Genomic DNA, 18,517 nt, shown 5'->3' with positions numbered 1-18,517 from the left:
GAGGTTTACAACATGTTTTTTTGTGGGTGGCGACAGGTGTTTAAAGGAACAGGCCCCCACTTGCCCACCCCTACACAACCGACCGACCGGAAGGACACACCAGTTGACCTCCGCACCGCTCGCCGCCGTCACCGGAGCCGAGGGCTTCATCGGCTCGCACCTGACCGAGGCGCTCGTCGCCTCCGGCCACCGGGTCCGGGCCATGGCCCAGTACAACTCCTTCTCCTCCTACGGCTGGCTGGAGACCCTGCACCCGGACGTCCTCGCCCAGGTCGAGATCGTCCTCGGCGACGTCCGCGACCCCGGCTCGGTCCGCGGCCTCCTCGACGGCGCCGACACCGCCTACCACCTGGCCGCCCTCATCGCGATCCCGTACTCCTACCAGGCACCGCACAGCTACGTGGACACCAACGTCACCGGCACCCTCAACGTCCTGGAGGCCGTCCGCGCCCTCGGCACACCCCGGCTGGTCCACACCTCCACCAGCGAGACCTACGGCACCGCCCGGACCGTCCCGATCACCGAGGACCACCCCATCAACACCCAGTCCCCGTACGCCGCCTCGAAGGCCGGCGGCGACCGGCTCGCCGACAGCTACCACGCGAGCTTCGACACCCCCGTCGTCACCCTGAGACCGTTCAACACCTTCGGTCCCCGCCAGTCGATGCGCGCGGTGATCCCCACGGTCATCGGCCAGGTCGCGGCGGGGGAGCGCACCATCACCCTCGGCGATCTGCGCCCCACCCGGGACTTCACCTTCGTCAAGGACACCGCGCAGGCGTTCCTGGCCGTCGGCACCGCGCCCGCCGACCGGGTCGTGGGCCGCACCTTCAACGCCGGAACCGGGGGCGAGATCTCCGTCGGCGACCTCGTCGCGCTGATCGGCAAGGTCATGGACAGCGAACTCGACGTCCGCGAGGACGAGGCACGCATACGACCCGCGAACTCCGAGGTGATGCGGCTAGTCGCGGACGCCGGCCGGCTGACCGCCGCCACCGGCTGGCAGCCCGGCCACACCCTGGAGCAAGGCCTCGCGCACACCGTGGAGTTCTTCCGCGACCCGGCCAACCTCGCCCGCTACAAGACCGGCATCTACAACATCTGACTCCCGTCCGGCACGTCCGCGAAGCACATCGACCAAGGAGGAGCATCATGCACGCAGTGATCCTGGCGGGAGGCAAGGGCGTCCGGCTGCGGCCCTACACGACCGCGCTGCCGAAGCCGCTCGTCCCCATCGGCGACCAGCACGCCATCCTGGAGATCGTGCTGCGCCAGCTCTCCACGGCCGGCTTCACCCATGTCACCCTCGCCATCGGCCACCTCGGCGAGATCATCCGCGCCTACGTCGGCGACGGTTCCCAGTGGGCCCTGACCGTCGACTACGCCCCCGAGGAGAGCCCGCTGGGCACCATGGGCCCCCTGCTCAACCTGCGCGAGAAGCTGCCCGAGTCGTTCCTCGTGATGAACGGCGACATCCTCACCGACCTCGACTACGCCGACGTCCTGCACCGGCACCGGGAGTCCGGAGCGCCACTCACCATCGCCACCTACGCCCGCAAGGTCCACATCGACTTCGGTGTCCTGACCACCGACGACACCAAGGTCGTCGCCTTCACCGAGAAGCCCAGCATGGACTACCGCGTCTCCATGGGCGTCTACGGCGTGTCCCGCTCCACCCTGGACGGCTACACCCCCGGACTGCCGCTGGGCTTCGACGAGTTGGTCCTCGACCTGATCAGGGCGCAGAACCAGCCGCACGCCTACGACTTCGACGGGTACTGGCTGGACATAGGCCGTCCCGACGACTACGACCGGGCCAACGCCGAGTTCACCACCCGCAAGTCGCTTCTGCTCAAGGGAGCCTGAGCACCCCATGCGCATTCTCGTCCTGGGTTTCACCGGCTATCTGGGCGCCCATGTCGTCGAGGGGCTGCGTGCCCTGCCGGGCGCGCGGGTCCTCACCGGCGGCCGTGCGCCCGCCGCCGACCACGCCGTCGACCTCGCCACCGTCGGCCGTACGGAACTGGCGAAGACCCTGGTGTCGGCCGCGCCCGACACCGTGATCAACTGCGCGGGCGCGACCGGCGGTGACCCCGTCGCCCTCGCCGAGGTCAACGCCCGCGGGCCTGCCGTCCTGTGCGCGGCGCTCCGTGAGGCCGCGCCCGGCGCACGGCTGGTGCACCTGGGCTCGGCTGCCGAGTACGGGCCCGGCGTACCGGACGTCCGGGTGACCGAGTCGGCGGCCACCCGTCCGCTCGCCCCCTACGGCGCGACCAAGCTCGCTGGCACGGTCGCCGTCACCACCTCCGGCCTGGACGCGGTGGTCCTGCGGGTCGGCAACCCGGTCGGCCCCGGGGCGCCGGCCACCAGCCTCCCCGGCCGCATCGCCGCCCTGCTCCGCGCCGCCGGGGCCGACCCCGAGGCCGTCCTCCCGCTCGGTGACCTCTCCGCGTACCGCGACTTCGTCGACGTCCGCGACGTCACCCGAGCGGTCGCCGTCGCCGCCACGGCCCCCGGCCCCCTGCCACCGATCCTCAACATCGCCGGCGGCCGAGCCGTCCGCGTCCGCGAGATGGTCCGGACCCTGGCCGACAAGGCCGGTTTCCAGGGCCGGATCACGGAGAACGCGACGGGACCGGCGGCTTCGGGGGACAGGAACCTGGGTGCCGGTGCCGGCGCGGGTGCGGGTGCGGGCGGGTCGGTTCGGTCGGCGGATGTGTCGTGGCAGTGTTCCGACATCACCGCCGCCGAGGCGGTCCTCGGCTGGCGACCGGCCCACAGCCTGGACGACGCGCTCACCGCACTCTGGGAGAGCGGCGGGGGCGTCGGGGAACGCGGGGCCGTCGGCGAGCGAGACGGTGTCGGGGAACGCGGGGGCGCCGAGAAGGGTGTCCGCACGTCGTGAGTCTGCTGATCCCGCTGTACGTGCACCCGGCCGAGGACCCGGGCGCCTGGCACCGCCTGATCACGGCGGCGCCCCGCACCTACGCCGTCGTCCTCAACCCCGCGAACGGCCCCGGCGACGTCCCCGACCCCGCGTTCACCGCGGCGGCCGGGGCCCTGCGCGCGGCCGGGGCCCGGCTGCTCGGCTACGTCGACACCGACTACGGGGTGCGCGACCGCGCCGAGATCACCGACGACGTACGCCGGCACCAGGAGTGGTACGCGGCCGACGGCTGCTTCCTCGACCAGGTGACGGCCACCCCGGACGGCCTGCCCGCCTGCCGCGCACTCGTCCGCGCGGTCCGCCGGCTCGGCGCCGCCACCGTCGTCCTCAACCCCGGGGTCCACCCGGCCCCGGGATACGCCCGCCTCGCCGACCTGACCGTCACCTTCGAGGGCCACTGGTCGACCTATGTGTCGGCGTTCAGCCGACCCGCCTGGGCCGCCCGCCACCCGCCCGAGCGGCTCTGCCACCTGGTGTACGGCGTCCCCGAGGCACTCGTCCCGCTCGCCGTGCGCACCGCACACGACCGGGGCGCCGCCGTCTGCGGCCCGGTGACCGGCGAACCGCCCAACCCCTGGGCCGAGTTGACGCCCGCTCTGACAGGGACGGACCGATGAGGAGGCCGACGTTCGCGTACGTGGCGCTGCTCACCGCCCTGGTGGTGACGACCCTGGCGGGCTGCGGCGGTGACTCCGACCCGGATGCGGAGGCCACGTCCGGGCCGCGCTGGAAACCCCGACCCGGTCTCGCCTGGCAGTGGCAGCTGGACGGAAGGGCCGACCCCTCGGCGGACGTCCCCGTCTACGACATCGACGGCTTCGAGAACTCCGCGGCGGACGTGGCCCGGCTGCACCGGGACGGGCGCAAGGTCATCTGCTACATCAACGTCGGCGCCTGGGAGGACTTCCGGCCCGACAAGGACGACTTCCCGCGCTCGCTGCTCGGTGAGGAGAACGGCTGGGCGGGCGAGCGCTGGCTGGACATACGGCAGGTGGACGTCCTGCGGCCTCTCATGGAACGCCGCTTCGACATGTGCCGCGACAAGGGCTTCGACGCGGTGGAGCCCGACCTGGTGGAGGGCTACGGCGACGACACCGGCTTCCCCCTCACCGCGCGTGACCAGCTGACCTACAACCGCATGATCGCGGACATCGCCCACGAACGCGGCCTGGCGGTGGGCCTGAAGAACGACCTGCCCCAGATACCCCAACTGCTGGCCCACTTCGACTTCGCGGTCAACGAGGAGTGCGCCCAGTACGACGAATGCGCGCGACTCTCGCCCTTCATCGAGGCCGGCAAGGCGGTGTTCCACGTGGAATACACCGAACCCAGGAGCAGCTTCTGCGCGGAGTCCCGCCGGCTCGGGCTCTCGTCGATGGTCAAACGACTGGAGCTGGGGGTGTGGCGGCAGCCATGCTGAGCGTGGGCCGCGCCGCCGACGGGCGACGAGGAGGGACGACGCCGACGCGGACAGCGACGACGAGCCGCGCACCTCCCCGCGCGGCCTCCTCGCACTCCACACCGCTTTCTGCTGGGGCGCACCTGGCACGGGTTCGACGCGCGCCGTCCTCCTGCGCACCGCCCGTCGGCCGCCTCCGGCGACACCCGTCGCGTCCGCGACACTGCGTCGACCTCGCACCACCGTGCGTGACCTGGCTGTTTCCTCGGGAACAGGACCGCGCCCGGGCGGCTTCGGGCTCCTATGGTGGAGATCACAGGCAGGCGACGGACGCTGAGGCGGCGACCATGGCGGATACGGCGATCGACTACGCGGCGGTGTTCCAGGCGCTGCCCGGCATGGTGGCGCTGCTGACACCCGAGCTGGTGTACGCGGACGCGAACGAGGAGTTCCTGCGGATGTCGGGGCGCACCCGCGAGCAGGTGGTCGGCCGGTACCTCTTCGACGTCTTCCCCGACAACCCCGACGATCCGTCCGCGAGCGGGATGCGGAACCTGGCGGCCTCGCTGCACCGTGTGGTGGAGACCGGCGAGCGGGACGCGATGGCGTTGCAGCGCTACGACGTGGAGTCGGTGGAGCAGCCGGGGCAGTGGGAGGAGCGGTACTGGAGCCCCGTGAACGCGCCGGTCCTCGGCCCCGACGGCAAGGTGGTGCTGCTGATCCACAAGGTGGAGGAGGTCACCGAGCTGATCCGGGCCCGCGAGCGCGCCCCCGGCGACCGGGACCGCGTCATGGAGGCCGAGCTCTACACCCGCGCCCGGGAGCTGCAGGACGTCAACGAGCGGCTGCGCGAGGCGCACGCCCACGAACGGGAGGTCGCGCTCGCCCTGCAGAAGGCGATGCTGCCCGCGCCCAACCCGATCGGACACCACCGGGCGGCCGTCCGCTACCAGCCGGCGACGGACGCCCTGAACGTGTGCGGTGACTGGTACGACCTGGTCGACCTGGTCGGCGTCGACCGCGTCGGGATCGCCGTCGGCGACGTGGTCGGTCACGGCCTGTCCGCCGCCTGTGTCATGGGCAAGCTCCGCAGCGCGCTGAGCGCCGCGTCCCTGGTGGCCGACGGTCCCGCCCAGGCACTGGACGCGCTCGGCCTGTACGCCCGCTCCGTCGACGGTGCCGAGAACACCACCGCCGTGCAGACCTGCGTCGACTGGGACACCCACACCATCACCTACAGCAGCGCCGGTCATCTGCCGCCCGCCCTGCTGCGCGGCGACGGCAGCGTCGTCTTCCTGGACGGGGCCACCGACCCGCCGCTCGGTGCCCGTCCCGAGCACACCCCCCGTCCCGAGGCCACCCTCGACTTCACCGACGGCGACACCCTCGTCCTCTACACGGACGGTCTGATCGAACGCCGTGACGAGGACATCGACGCCAGCCTGGGCCGCCTCGCCGAAGCGCTCACCCGCCATTGCCGCTCCGCCCCCGAGCTCCTCGCCGACGCCCTGCTCCTCGACCTCCTCCACCACGGCCGCGCCACCGACGACACGGCCCTCGTGATTCTTCGGCTGTGAGGTGGGCGCGCCGCATCACGCCGGGTCAGTCGAGGAAGTCGGCCACCAGCGCGGCGAACTCGTCCGGGTCGGCCAGGCGGATGCCCAGGGCCTCGGCCTTGGCGCGCTTGGAGCCGGCGTTCTCCCCCGCGACGACCAGGGACGTCTTCTTGGAGACGCTGGAGGAGGCGCGGCCCCCGGCGCGTTCGATGAGTTCGTTCATCTGGTTGCGGCTGAGCTTCTCCAGGGCACCGGTCATGCCACCCGTGACCACCACGGCCATCCCGGCGAGCGGCCCGCCCGCGGCCTCGGCGCCCTCCTCGGTGTCGGCGGCGTTCTCGGCGTCGGCGGATTCCTCGCCGGCCGGCGAGGGAGGTGTGGCGCCCGGCTCGGTCATGTTCACCCCGGCCGCCACGAGCTTGTCGATGAGCGGGGCGAGTTCGGCGAGCTCGGCCACGATCGACGGGGCCTTCTCGGTGCCGATGCCCTCGACCCGCTGGATCGCCTCGGCGTCCGCGGCCCGGATGTCGTCCATGGTGGCGAAGTACCGGGCGATCCGACGGGACATGGAACGGCCGGTGCCCCGCACCCCCAGCGCGCACAGCACCCGGGACAGTGGCCGCCCCTTGGCCGTCTCCAGCGCCGCGAGGAGATTGTCGGTGCTGGTCTCTCCCATGCGCTCCAGTCCGAGGAGCTGCTCCCGGGTGAGGGCGAACAGGTCCGCGAGGTCGGCGACCAGGCCCGCCTCGACGAGCTGGACGACCCGGGTGTGTCCGAGCCCCTCGACATCGAGCTGGTCGCGCCCGACGGCGTACGACAGGGAGGCGACCAGGTGGCAGTTGCGGCCGTTCTCGCAGCGCCAGCGCTGTTCACCGGTGTCGATGCCGGAGCCGCATCTCGGGCACACCTCGGGAAAGACGATGGGCTGTTCGTCGCCGGTGCGCAGATGGGCGACCGGCGCCTCCACGCGTGGGATCACGTCACCGGCGCGGTGCACCATGACGTGGTCGCCGAGCCGCAGGTCCCGGCGCGTGATGTCGGCCGGGTTGTGCAGGGTGGCGTACGTGATGGTGGAGCCGTCGATCTCGACGGGCTCCAGCACGCCGCGCGGCGCGATGATGCCGGTGCGGCCGACGTTCCACTGCACCTCCAGCAGCCGCGTGATCTTCTCGACGGCGGGCAGCTTGTAGGCGATCGCCCAGCGCGGGGCGCGGGAACCGGACCCGGCGGCCTGCTGGTCGGCGGCCAGGTCGGCCTTGACGACGATCCCGTCGATCCCGAAGGGCAGCCCGGCCCGCAGCGCGGCGATCTCCGTGACCCGGGCGAGCACCTCCTCGACGGAGGCGGCGGTGACACCGGGCACGGCCGTACCGGCGGTGGTGTTGACGCCCAGCTCGGCGGCGCGGGCCATCAGGTCGCTGTGGGCCAGTTCGGCCAGCCGGGCGGCGTCGGCGGCGTCCGTGCCCGGCAGGGCCAGCAGCCCGTACCCGAAGAACGTCATCGGCACGGTGTAGGCACGCTCCCTGGCGCGCAGGGTGCCCGCCGCGGCGTTGCGCGGGTTCGCGAACGGCTGCCCGCCGTGCTCGGTGCGTACCTCGTTGGCATGCTCGAACTGGGCGGTGGTCATGAGGACTTCCCCCCGTACCTCGACCGTCACCGGCTCGGCGAGCTCGCCCGGCAGCCCTTCGATGGTGCCGATGGCGTGCGAGACGTCCTCCCCGGCCGTCCCGTCGCCCCGGGTGATCAACCGCGTGAGTCGGCCCCGTGTGTAGCGCGCGGCGACCGCGAGCCCGTCGAGCTTGGGCTCCACACTGAACCGCTCCACGTCGTGCCCGATCCGCCGGGCCAGCGACGCCGTCCACGCGGTGAACTCCTCGCCCGAGAACACGTTGTCCAGGCTCAGCATCGCCACCGTGTGCGGCACGTCCCCCTCGACCGCGCCACCGGCGACCTTGCCGGTGGGCGAGTCGGGCAGTATCAGGTCGGGATGCTCGGCCTCCCACGCCGTGATACCGCGCACGAGCCGGTCGTAGGTGTCGTCGTCCAACTCCGACGTACCACCGGTGTAGTAGGCGGCCGAGGCCCGCACCGCGTCCTCGACGGCCTGCGCGTAGGCGGCGGCATCCACGATCACTGCAGCTGATGTCGTCATGCCCCCATCCTGCCGCCCACCACTGACAACGCCCCCGTGGCCGGGCAGCGGGGCTCAGCCCCTCGGCTGCGTCGTGGTGTGCGCCTGCCTCGGCCCCGCTCCACCGCGAAGCGTCCCCCGACACGACGTGCCCGGCGTCCGTGAGCAGTGCTCCCCGGGCCCGCCGCCGCTGAGGGTGCCCGACGTCCGGCGCCACGTCGTCGTGCCGGTCGAGACGTCCTGACGGGGCCGCGCCTTCCGCGAGAACACGAACCGCCCGCCGGCCGGAAGGCCGGCGGGCGGCCGGTGTCAGGGGTGGGCTCTCGGCCCGGTGGATCAGACGGCCGGAGCCGGGTACGTCGGGTACTCCACCCCGGAGACGTGCTGGACGACCCGGATGACCTGGCAGGAGTAGCCGAACTCGTTGTCGTACCAGAGGTAGAGGATCGCGTTGTCGCCGTCGACCTTGGTGGCTCCGGCGTCGACGATCGAGGCGTGGCGGGAGCCGATGAAGTCGCTGGAGACCGAGTCGGGCGCGTTGGTGAAGTCGATCTGGCGCTTGAGCGGCGAGGTCAGCGAGACGCCCCGGAGGTAGTCGAGGACCTCCTCGCGGTCGGTCTCGCGGCCCAGGCGCAGGCTGAGGATCGCGATCGAGACGTCCGGGACCGGGACGCGGATCGAGCTGCCGGTGATCGGCGCCTTCAGGTCGGGCAGCGCCTTGGCGACGGCCGAGGCGGCACCCGTCTCGGTGATGACCATGTTGAGCGGCGCGGAGCGGCCACGTCGGTCCGACTTGTGGTAGTTGTCCAGCAGGTTCTGGTCGTTGGTGAACGAGTGGACGGTCTCCACGTGACCGCGCAGCACACCGAACTCGTCGTCCATCGCCTTCAGCGGCGGCACGATCGCGTTGGTGGTGCAGGAGGCGCAGGACAGGATCTGCTCGTCCGGCTTGATCGTGTCGTGGTTGACGCCGTGCACGATGTTCGGGACGTCGCCCTTGCCGGGCGCGGTCAGCACGACCTTGTCGATGCCGGGGCGCAGGTGCTTCGACAGGCCCTCGCGGTCGCGCCACTTGCCCGTGTTGTCGATGAGGATGGCGTTCTTGATGCCGTACTCGGTGTAGTCGACCTCGGACGGGTCGCCGGCGTAGATCACCTTGATCTCGTTGCCGTTGGCGTTGATCGTGCTGGTGGCCTCGTCGACGGTGATCGTGCCCTGGAACTGGCCGTGGATGGAGTCCCGGCGCAGCAGCGAGGCCCGCTTGACGATATCTTCTGCGGCCCGCCCCCCGCCGCCGCGCACCACGATGGCGCGCAGCCGCAGCCCGTTGCCGGAGCCGGCCTTCTCGATGAGCAGGCGGGCGACGAGCCGGCCGATGCGCCCGAAGCCGTAGAGGACGACGTCGCGTCCCTCGCTGCCCTCGATCTTGTTGGCGCCGGTGGCACCGGCGACGGCCTCGGCCGTGAACTCCGCGACCGACAGCCCCCGGTCGTCGGCCTGGTGGGCCTCGGCGAGCAGGCCGATGTCGATCTGGGAGGGGCCGAGGTCGAGCGTGGTGAGGGCCTGGAGGAACGGCAGGGTGTCGGTGACCGACAGCTCCACGCCGGCGATCTGGCGGGCGAACCGGTGGGTCTTCAGGATGCTGACCACCGACTTGTTCACCAGGGAGCGGCTGTGCAGCAGGACCGTCACGTCCCGCTCGCGGTGCAGCTTCCCGATGATCGGGATCATCGATTCCGCGATCTCCTCGCGGTGCTTCCAGACGGTGAACGAGTCCTCGTTACGAGTCACAGGTTTATCTTTCGAGCTAGGCGGCGCTCATATGCTAAACGGTGGCCGAAAGGGCGACGCCGCCGGGGTCCGAGCCCGGTGGCGTCGTCCTCGAACGAGTTCAGCGGCTGTTCACGAGACGCGCCAGGACACGGCGTAGGGCTGCGCGAACTGGGTGATCCGGTGGGCGCGCACGACGACCTCCGCGTCACCGGCGGGGACACCTCGCCAGTCGAACCTGCTCGCTGCCGAGACGTGGCAGCCGAGACGTGGCAGCCGACACGTGCCTGCCGAGACGTGGCAGTCGACACGCAGCCGACGACATGTCGCGGCCGGTCAGTCGCGGCCCGAGCCCCGGTAGAGGTCCAACTCCCCTTCCAGTTCCACGGCGAGGACGGTCGCGTACGGGTCGAGGTCGGCCTCCGGGGGCGCGTCGATCCACGTCACGCCGGGTACCGCGTCGAGGCCGCCGATCACCCGGTGGCCAAGCTCGGTGCCCGTGCCGAGGACGGTGACCTTCCTGACCGGGTTGCGCAGCCCCCGGACCGTCACGGACTCACGCGGCACGTCGAAGCACATCAGATACAGGGTGCGCCGGTCGGCGGAGAGGGTGCTCGGACCGTAGTGGTGCCCGGTGGGCAGCCCGGCGACCGTGCCGTACACGGCGTCGGAGTGCCGCCCGATCCACGCCCCGAGCCCTTCCAGCCGGGCGGCCTGCTCCGCGGGGATCGTCCCGTCCGCCCTCGGGCCGACGTCCAGCAGCAGATTGCCACCCATGCCGATCGTCTCGGTGAAGTAACGCACCAGCTGCCGCACGGACTTGTGGTTGTGGTCCGCGTGCTGGAAACCCCAGGAGTCGTTGATGGTCAGACACAACTCCCAGGGGCCGTCGGGCGCTTCGAGCGGCACGCCCTGCTCCGGGGTGGCGTAGTCGCCGTACGAGAGCATGCGGGCGTTGAGCACGGTGTCCGGGTTCTCCCTGAGGATGAGCTCGGCCAACTCCCGCATCCGCCACTGCTGTTCGGTGCGCTCCCACTCGCCGTCGAACCACAGCAGATCGGGGCGGAACCGCTGGACCAGCTCGCCCACCTGGCCGTCCCGGTAGGCGAGGTAGCGGTCCCAGGCGGCCGGGTCCTCCTCGCCGGGGGCGGCGTGGGAGTAGGGATTGGCGTCGTTGCCGCCCGGGTGCTCGTTCGTCCACCGGTCGATCTCGGGGTGGCGGACACTGGCGTAGGCGGGATGGTTCCAGTCGGAGTGCGAGTAGTAGAGGCCGACCTTGAGTCCCCGCTCGCGCAGCGCGTCGACGTACCCGGCGATCAGGTCCCGCCCCGCCGGCGTGCGGCGGACGACGCCCAGGTCGCCGTGTGCGGTGTCCCACAGGGCGACACCGTCGTGGTGGCGTGCCGTGAGCACCGCGTACTTCGCGCCCACCCGGGCGAACAACTCGGCCCAGGCCGTGGGGTCGTACGCGGACGCGGTGAAGCCGTCGAGCTGTTTCATGTACCGCTCGTGCGTCACCTCGCCCCAGTAGAAGGACCAGGACTCCGGCACGCCGTCCACCGCGTAGATGCCGTAGTGGATGAAGATGCCCAGCTTGGCGTCGGGAAACCAGGGTTGCATGGTCATGCGGCGACGCTAGGTCCCGGATCCCGGCGGGCGCGTGGGCGCGGGTCACCACCGCTGGTTCATTTTCACCGCCGGTCGCTTCGGTGGATCGTCGGCCGCGCGACCCCCTTCACATGGCTGTCATGTCCCTGTAGCTTCCGCGCTGCAAGGGCTTTCAGGAATTTGCCGGTTCCTCTTGCAGTGTGCGCCGCGGTGCTCCCCGCAGTGCGACGTGCAGTGCAACTCCCCACCTCCCGGTCCGCATTGGAGACGGCACATGAGGCGACACATGAGATGTACATCCCCCCGGCCACCACGGTGGCGCCCGTTCGCGTCCCTCGTCGTGGCGGGCGGCCTGCTCGGAGCACTCGCCACGGTCCCGCAGGCGCCCTCCGCCCCCATGGACCCGGCCGCCGCCCAGGCGACCACGGCGACCGTCTTCTACTACACGAAGACCAGGAACTGGGCCTCCACCTATCTGCACTACGCCCCGGACGGCGGCTCCTGGACCACGGTCCCGGGCACGAAGATGGAGGCCGCCTGCACGGACTGGGTGAAAAAGACCGTCGACCTCGGCCCGGCCGGCGGCCTGGCGGCCACCTTCAACAACGGCGGCGGCACCTGGGACAACAACGGCGGCGCCAACTACGCGCTCGGCACGGGGAACATCACCGTGAAGGACGGCGTGATCGCCCACAGCGACCCCTGCGCCGACACCGGACCGGTGGAAGGGAACAGGGCCACCGTCTACTACTCGACGGCCGCGACCGGCTGGACCACCGCCAACATCCACTACCAGCCCGCCGGCGGCGCCTGGACGACCGTACCCGGCGTCGGGATGGAAGCCGCCTGCACCGGCTGGTGGAAGGAGACCCTCGACCTCGGCACCGCCACCACCCTCAAGGCGGCTTTCAACAACGGCAACGGCGTCTGGGACAACAACAACAGCGCCGACTACACGATCCCGACCGGCACCACGACCGTGAAGGACCGCACGGTCACCCGGGACGCCGCCGACCCGTGCGCGACGGAGGTCCCCGACACCCAGGCGCCGACCGCGCCCGCCAAGGTCGCCGCCACGGCCACCCACACCTCGATCGTGCTGAGCTGGGACGCCGCCAACGACAACAAAGGCGTGACCAAGTACCAGGTGACCCGCACCGGCGGCACCAAAGGCACGACCGTCACCGACATCGGCTCAACGGTCCTCTCCGACACGGGACTTGAGGAGAAGACCACCTACACGTACACGGTGAAGGCGGTGGACGCCGCCGGCAACACCTCGCCCGCCTCCGCCGAGGCCAGGGCGACCACCGGTGAGAAGGCCCCCGAACCCACCACCGGCACCCCCCTCGGCACCGACCCCCGCAAGGACCCCATCTACTTCGTCCTCACCGCCCGCTTCTTCGACGGGGACACGGGCAACAACCGGGGCGGCAGCCAGCACACCAAGTCCGGCAACGCGGCGAACGGCGACCCCATGTTCCGGGGCGACTTCAAGGGCCTCGTCGACAAGCTCGACTACATCAAGGCGCTCGGCTTCTCGGCGGTGTGGATCACCCCGGTGGTCCTGAACCGATCCGACTACGACTACCACGGCTATCACGGCTACGACTTCTACAAGGTGGACGCCCGCCTCGAATCGGCCGGCGCGAGCTACCAGGACCTGATCGACGCGGCCCACGCCAAGGGCATGAAGATCTACCAGGACGTCGTCTACAACCACAGCTCCCGCTGGGGCGCCAAGGGCCTGTCCACGCCCACCGTGTACGGCGTCCGCGACGCCCAGTGGAGCTGGTACTACGACGAGCGAAGCGAGGGCTTCGAGTACGACGGCCTCACCGTCGAGCCCAAGTCCGGGAAGTCGTACTACAACGGCGACCTGTGGTCCACGGCCGAGCCCACCGGCAACACCTGCGTCAACTGGGGCAAGCCCACCGGAGGCAAGAGCGCCGAGGGGTACACCCTCTACAACTGCCAGTGGCCGAGCCCGACGTCGGGCATGTTCCCCAAGGCGTACTACCACCAGTGCTGGATCGGGAACTGGGAGGGCGAGGACGCCCGGTCCTGCTGGCTGCACGAGGACCTCGCGGACTTCGACACCGAGAACACGGCCGTCCAGAACTACCTGATCGGCGCCTACGACAAGTACATCGACATGGGCGTCGACGGCTTCCGCGTCGACACCGCCGTCCACATCCCGCGCGTCACCTGGAACCGCCGCTTCCTGCCCGCCATCCAGGAACGGGTCACCCGGAAGTTCGGCGCGGAGGCCGCGAAGAACTTCTTCGTCTTCGGCGAGGTCGCGGCCTTCGTCAACGACAAGTGGAACCGGGGCTCGGTCAACCACTCCGCGCAGTTCTACACCTGGAAGGAACGCAAGGAGTACAGCGCCGACGACGAGAAGGCGGCCCTGGAGCAGTTCGACCACGAGAACAACCTCGGCACCGGCAACCAGCCGACGTCCACCAACGCCTTCCTGAACGGTAACAGCTACCACACGCCCGACCACAGCCGGTTCTCGGGCATGAACATCATCGACATGCGCATGCACATGAACTTCAGCGACGCGCAGAACGCCTTCGGCAACGGCAAGGACTCCGACGACAGCGTCAACGACGCCACGTACAACGTCGTCTACGTCGACAGCCACGACTACGGCCCCAACAAGTCGAACAACCGCTACAGCGGGGGCACCGACGCCTGGGCCGAGAACCTGTCCCTGATGTGGACCTTCCGCGGCATCCCGACGCTCTACTACGGCTCCGAGATCGAGTTCCAGAAGGGCCAGAAGATCGACTGCGGGCCGACCTGCCCGCTCGCCACCACCGGCCGCGCGTACTACGGCGACCATCTCGCCGGATCCGTCACGGCGTCCGACTTCTCCAAGGCCGACGCGGCGAGCGGCCAGGTGGCGACGACACTGAACCAGCCGCTGGTCAGACACCTGCAACGGCTCAACCAGATCCGCCGGGCCGTCCCCGCCCTGCAGACCGGCCAGTACTCCACCGAGGGCATCAGCGGACAGATGGCCTTCAAACGCCGGTACACCAGCGTCTCGGCCGACAGCTTCGCCCTGGTCACCGTCACCGGCGCCGCCACCTACACCGGCATCCCGAACGGCACCTACCGCGACGCCGTCACCGGCGACGTGCGGACCGTCTCGGGCGGCACGCTGAACGTCGCGGCTCCCGGCAAGGGCAATCTGCGGGTGTACGTCCTCGACGGCCCCGGAAAGATCGGCACGGACGGGCTCTATCTGAAGTGACGTCGGTACGGACGGGCTCTGCCCGAGGTGTCAGCCGAGGGGCCGCAGCCGTCGTGATCGGGGCCCTCGGGCCCCGGCGGCCCCTCTCGCCCCCCATGCATCGGTCAGGCAGAGGAATGCCCGCCTCCCCATCGGGTACGCGAGGGGCGCAGCGCCCGGGACGGACGCCGTCCCGGGCGGCCCTTTCCGCTACTAGCTGGGATCTTCCGATGGACATACCCGCCAATGGCCACACCCCGCCCCAGGCCGCCTCGCCGGCCCAGCAGGCGCTGACCGCGCTCGCCTTCGACACCCATGACACGGCCGCGCTCCACACGCTCGCCGACACCGACGTGCTGATCCCGGTCCCGGACGACGCCGACGAGGCGGCCGTGAACGATCCGACGGCCGTGGCGCTGCCCGTGCTGGAGCAGCCCGGCGGTGAGCAGATCGTGCCGGTCTTCACCTCGGAGCCCGCGATGGCCGAGCTCCTGCCCTACGTGTCGCGCTACCGCCTGGTACCCCTGGGCGCCCTGGCCTCCCAGTGGCCCGCCGACGCCGACCTCTCCCTCACCATCGACGCCGGCTCCCCGCACGGCCTCACCCTCGACGCCCACGACGTGGGCACCCTGCTGGGAGGCCGAGGGATCTGACCCCCGGGGGACCACTCGCCCGACGGACGAGGGGAGCGCCCGCACGGCGCTCCCGGCGCCCCGGAGGGCGGGGTCAGTCCTGCCGCAGCATGCGGGCCAGGACCTCGCGCTGCAGGGGCTGGACCTCCGTGTGCAGCTCGCGGCCCTTGTCCGTCAGGGCCACCCACACGCCCCGCCGGTCCTCCACGCACACGGACCGCTCCACCAGGCCGTCCTTCTCCAGACGGCCGATCAGCCGGGACAGCGCGCTCTGGCTGAGGTGGACCTTCTCGGCGATGTTCTGCACCCGGCACTGGTCCCCGGCCGCGGTGGCGGCCGCCGCCCCCGAAGCGAGGATGTCGAGCACCTCGAAGTCACTGGCGCACAGCCCGTGCGGATGCAGCACGCGGTCGATCTCGCACATCGTGCGGGCGTGCACGGACAGGATGTCCCGCCACTGGTCCTCGAGCCGGACACCGGTCGTGTTCGCTGCCATATGTGCACGGTAACAGAGGGCGAGGTGATTGTTGTCTGTGCAACTAGTGCAGGCGCAACCACTTTGGGCGGGGCTACGCCGCCGTGTCCTCCACGAGCCCGATCAGATTGCCGTCCGCGTCCCTCACCGAGGCGATCAGGCGGCCGCCGCCCACGTCATGGACGTCCTCCAGCGTCTGCGCGCCGGCCTCCAGCAGTGCCGCGAGCGTCGCCCGGATGTCGGTGACGTGCCAGTAGGGCACCGGTCCCGTCATCCCCTTCGCGTGGCCGTTGGGGTCCAGCCCCACGTCCTGCCCCGCGTCCTTGAAGCCGACGTAGTACGCCGAGTCCGCGTACGGCTCGACCTGCAGCAGGGCACTGAACAGGGCCTTCGCCCGAGCCAGGTCCTTGACGGGGTAGATGACGGTCTTCAGTCCGGCAGTCATAGCGCACTCCTGAGGGGGTGATGTCCGGTCGCTCGGATCAGCCCCCACGCTAGGGCGCACCGGCACGGCCGGGCTTCTCCGATCCTGACCGGTCGCCCCCGGGACCGGGAACCCCTTCCGGGCGGAGCCACACCGTGGCCAGCGGGGGCAAGGTCAGACGGACACTGGCCGGCCGCCCGTGCCAGGCGGGCGCCTCGGCCGCGACGGGATCGGGACGGGTGACCCCGCTGCCCCCGTAGGCGGTCGCGTCCGTGTTCAGCACCTCGCGCCACGCCGCGACGTCGTCCGGCACCCCGAGGCGGTAGTCCTCGCGCACCACGGGCGAGAAGTTGGAGACCGCCAGCAGCGGACTCCCGTCGGTGGCGATCCGCAGGAACGCGAAGACGTTGTCCTCGGCGGCGTCCGCACTCACCCACTGGAAGCCGGCCGGGTCGGTGTCCCGCTGCCAGAGCGCGGGCGTACGACGGTAGATCGTGTTGAGGTCGCGGACGAGGTCCCGTACCCCCCGGTGGTCGGCCTCCGCGCCGTACGCGGGATCGAGCAGCCACCAGTCCGGCCCCTGGGCCTCCACCCACTCCCCGCCCTGGGCGAACTCCTGCCCCATGAAGAGGAGTTGCTTGCCCGGGTGGGCCCACATGAAGCCCAGATACGCGCGGTGGTTGGCCCGCTGCTGCCACCAGTCGCCCGGCATCTTCGACACCAGCGCCCGCTTGCCGTGCACGACCTCGTCGTGGGAGATGGGCAGGACGTAGTTCTCGCTGTACGCGTACACCATCGAGAACGACATCTCGTCGTGGTGGTACTTGCGGTGCACGGGCTCGTGCTCGATGTAGCCCAGCGAGTCGTGCATCCACCCCATGTTCCACTTCAGCCCGAAGCCCAGCCCGCCGCTGTCGGTCGGGCGGGTCACGCCGTCCCAGGCCGTGGACTCCTCCGCGATCGTCACCACACCCGGCGCCCGCCGGTACACGGTGGCGTTCATCTCCTGGAGGAAGGCGACCGCGTCCAGGTCCTCCCGCCCGCCGAACACATTGGGTGACCACTGTCCGGAGTCCCGCGAGTAGTCGAGGTAGAGCATGGAGGCGACCGCGTCCACCCGCAGGCCGTCGACATGGAACTCCTCGCACCAGTACACGGCGTTCGCCACGAGGAAGTTGCGCACCTCGGTGCGGCCGAAGTCGAACTCGTACGTCCCCCAGTCCGGATGCTCCGCCCGCCGGCTGTCCCCGGGCTCGTACAGCGGCTCTCCGTCGAAGCGGCCGAGCGCCCAGTCGTCCTTCGGGAAGTGGGCGGGCACCCAGTCCACGATCACCCCGATCCCGGCCCGGTGCAGGGCGTCGACGAGGTACTTGAAGTCGTCCGGGGTGCCGAGGCGGGAGGTCGGGGCATAGAAGCCGGTGACCTGGTAGCCCCAGGAGCCGCTGAACGGGTGCTGGGCGACCGGCATCAACTCGACATGGGTGAACCCGAGGTCGGAGACGTATCCGGGCAGCACGTCCGCGAGCTGACGGTATGTCAATCCAGGCCGCCAGGACGGCAGATGGACCTCGTACACGGAGAACGGGGCCTCGTGCACCGGGACGTCACCGCGCCGGGCCATCCACTCGTCGTCGCCCCACGCGTAGTGCGAGGCGTGCACGACGGACGCCGTCGCGGGCGGCACCTCCGCCCTGCGGGCCATCGGGTCGGCCTTGAGCAGACGCCGCCCGTCGCGCGCGGTGATCTCGAATTTGTAGAGGGCGCCCTCGCCCACCCCCGGCAGGAACAGCTCCCAGACCCCGGAGGAGCCCAGGGACCTCATCGGGAACGCCGTCCCGTCCCAGCAGGCGAAGTCCCCGACGACCCGCACCCCCCGGGCGTTCGGCGCCCAGACGGTGAAGCGGGTGCCGGTGACGCCCTGGTGGGTCATCGGCTCGGCCCCGAGCGCCTTCCACAGTTGCTCGTGCCGCCCCTCCCGGATCAGATGCAGATCCAGCTCGCCGAGCGCGGGCAGGAACCGGTACGGGTCGTGGACCTCCTGGTCGGTGTCCTCGTACGACACGAACAGCGTGTACGCGGGCACGGCGTCGAGCGGCAGGAGGACGGAGAAGAGGCCGTCGCCCTCCGAGGCGAGATAGGTGCGCTCGCCCTCGATCACGACGCTCACGGCGTGGGCGTACGGGCGCAGGGCCCGCACGGCGACGCCGCCGCCCGGCACGGGATGAGCGCCCAGCAGGGCGTGCGGGTCGTGGTGTGCGCCGGAGAGCAGCCGTGCACGCTCCTCGGGGGGCAGGGGAGGAGCGTGCACGGCTGCTCTCCGGCGCACACCAC

14 protein-coding genes are annotated in these 18,517 nt (G+C 70.9%); 8 read left to right on the top strand and 6 right to left on the bottom strand.

Annotated elements, in window-relative coordinates; all coding sequences use genetic code 11:
- Nucleotides 1-103 precede the first annotated feature (103 nt).
- From P1P70_RS23305 to P1P70_RS23280, 6 genes are all read left to right on the top strand, one after another.
- The gene (locus P1P70_RS23305; protein WP_319240828.1) at nucleotides 104-1,105 is read left to right on the top strand and encodes a GDP-mannose 4,6-dehydratase; all 1,002 of its coding nucleotides are present in this window, start codon (nucleotides 104-106) and stop codon (nucleotides 1,103-1,105) included.
- 47 nt (nucleotides 1,106-1,152) lie between these two features.
- On the top strand, nucleotides 1,153-1,866 hold the full coding sequence (locus tag P1P70_RS23300) for a nucleotidyltransferase family protein (RefSeq protein WP_319240826.1): 714 nt from the start codon (nucleotides 1,153-1,155) through the stop codon (nucleotides 1,864-1,866).
- Between the two features lie 7 nt (nucleotides 1,867-1,873).
- Complete coding sequence (locus P1P70_RS23295; RefSeq protein WP_319240824.1) at nucleotides 1,874-2,905, top strand: NAD-dependent epimerase/dehydratase family protein; 1,032 nt, start codon at nucleotides 1,874-1,876, stop codon at nucleotides 2,903-2,905.
- Nucleotides 2,902-3,564 carry a spherulation-specific family 4 protein gene (locus tag P1P70_RS23290; RefSeq protein ID WP_319240822.1) on the top strand — a complete coding sequence of 221 codons (663 nt, stop codon included), beginning with the start codon at nucleotides 2,902-2,904 and terminating at the stop codon, nucleotides 3,562-3,564. Before P1P70_RS23295 ends, P1P70_RS23290 begins: the two co-directional genes overlap by 4 nt.
- Entirely contained in the window at nucleotides 3,561-4,367 is an 807-nt protein-coding gene (locus P1P70_RS23285) for an endo alpha-1,4 polygalactosaminidase (protein WP_319240820.1), read from the top strand. Before P1P70_RS23290 ends, P1P70_RS23285 begins: the two co-directional genes overlap by 4 nt.
- 326 nt (nucleotides 4,368-4,693) lie before the next feature.
- Nucleotides 4,694-5,923 (top strand): PP2C family protein-serine/threonine phosphatase, encoded by a 1,230-nt coding sequence (locus P1P70_RS23280; protein ID WP_319240818.1) that lies wholly within the window; start codon nucleotides 4,694-4,696, stop codon nucleotides 5,921-5,923.
- 25 nt (nucleotides 5,924-5,948) lie between these two features.
- On the opposite strand, the gene ligA is transcribed toward P1P70_RS23280, so the two are convergent.
- The 3 genes from ligA to P1P70_RS23265 form a co-directional block, all read right to left on the bottom strand.
- Entirely contained in the window at nucleotides 5,949-8,054 is a 2,106-nt protein-coding gene (ligA, locus tag P1P70_RS23275) for an NAD-dependent DNA ligase LigA (protein WP_319240816.1), read from the bottom strand.
- 315 nt (nucleotides 8,055-8,369) lie between these two features.
- Entirely contained in the window at nucleotides 8,370-9,824 is a 1,455-nt protein-coding gene (locus tag P1P70_RS23270) for a glyceraldehyde-3-phosphate dehydrogenase (protein ID WP_319240814.1), read from the bottom strand.
- 315 nt (nucleotides 9,825-10,139) lie between these two features.
- Complete coding sequence (locus P1P70_RS23265) at nucleotides 10,140-11,429, bottom strand: alpha-L-fucosidase (protein ID WP_319240812.1); 1,290 nt, start codon at nucleotides 11,427-11,429, stop codon at nucleotides 10,140-10,142.
- 268 nt (nucleotides 11,430-11,697) lie between these two features.
- Here P1P70_RS23265 and P1P70_RS23260 point away from each other — a divergent pair, with 268 nt between their 5' ends.
- Together P1P70_RS23260 and P1P70_RS23255 are read left to right on the top strand one after the other, a co-directional pair.
- Entirely contained in the window at nucleotides 11,698-14,676 is a 2,979-nt protein-coding gene (locus P1P70_RS23260; protein WP_413471530.1) for a carbohydrate binding domain-containing protein, read from the top strand.
- 209 nt (nucleotides 14,677-14,885) lie between these two features.
- The gene (locus P1P70_RS23255) at nucleotides 14,886-15,308 is read left to right on the top strand and encodes an SseB family protein (RefSeq protein ID WP_319240810.1); all 423 of its coding nucleotides are present in this window, start codon (nucleotides 14,886-14,888) and stop codon (nucleotides 15,306-15,308) included.
- Nucleotides 15,309-15,381: 73 nt separating this feature from the next.
- Here the strand turns inward: P1P70_RS23255 and P1P70_RS23250 are convergent, their stop codons facing one another.
- From P1P70_RS23250 to glgB, 3 genes are all read right to left on the bottom strand, one after another.
- Nucleotides 15,382-15,783 (bottom strand): MarR family transcriptional regulator, encoded by a 402-nt coding sequence (locus tag P1P70_RS23250; protein WP_319240808.1) that lies wholly within the window; start codon nucleotides 15,781-15,783, stop codon nucleotides 15,382-15,384.
- Nucleotides 15,784-15,856: 73 nt separating this feature from the next.
- Nucleotides 15,857-16,207 (bottom strand): VOC family protein, encoded by a 351-nt coding sequence (locus P1P70_RS23245; RefSeq protein ID WP_319240806.1) that lies wholly within the window; start codon nucleotides 16,205-16,207, stop codon nucleotides 15,857-15,859.
- 49 nt (nucleotides 16,208-16,256) lie between these two features.
- Nucleotides 16,257-18,512: a 1,4-alpha-glucan branching enzyme gene (gene glgB, locus P1P70_RS23240; RefSeq protein WP_319240830.1), complete on the bottom strand. Its 2,256-nt coding sequence runs from the start codon at nucleotides 18,510-18,512 to the stop codon at nucleotides 16,257-16,259.
- Nucleotides 18,513-18,517 lie beyond the last annotated feature (5 nt).

This window comes from Streptomyces sp. MB09-02B (assembly GCF_033794485.1).
Lineage (GTDB): Bacteria > Actinomycetota > Actinomycetes > Streptomycetales > Streptomycetaceae > Streptomyces.
Note: the sequence above shows the minus strand (reverse complement) of the source record. Positions and strands in the feature narration are given on the sequence as shown.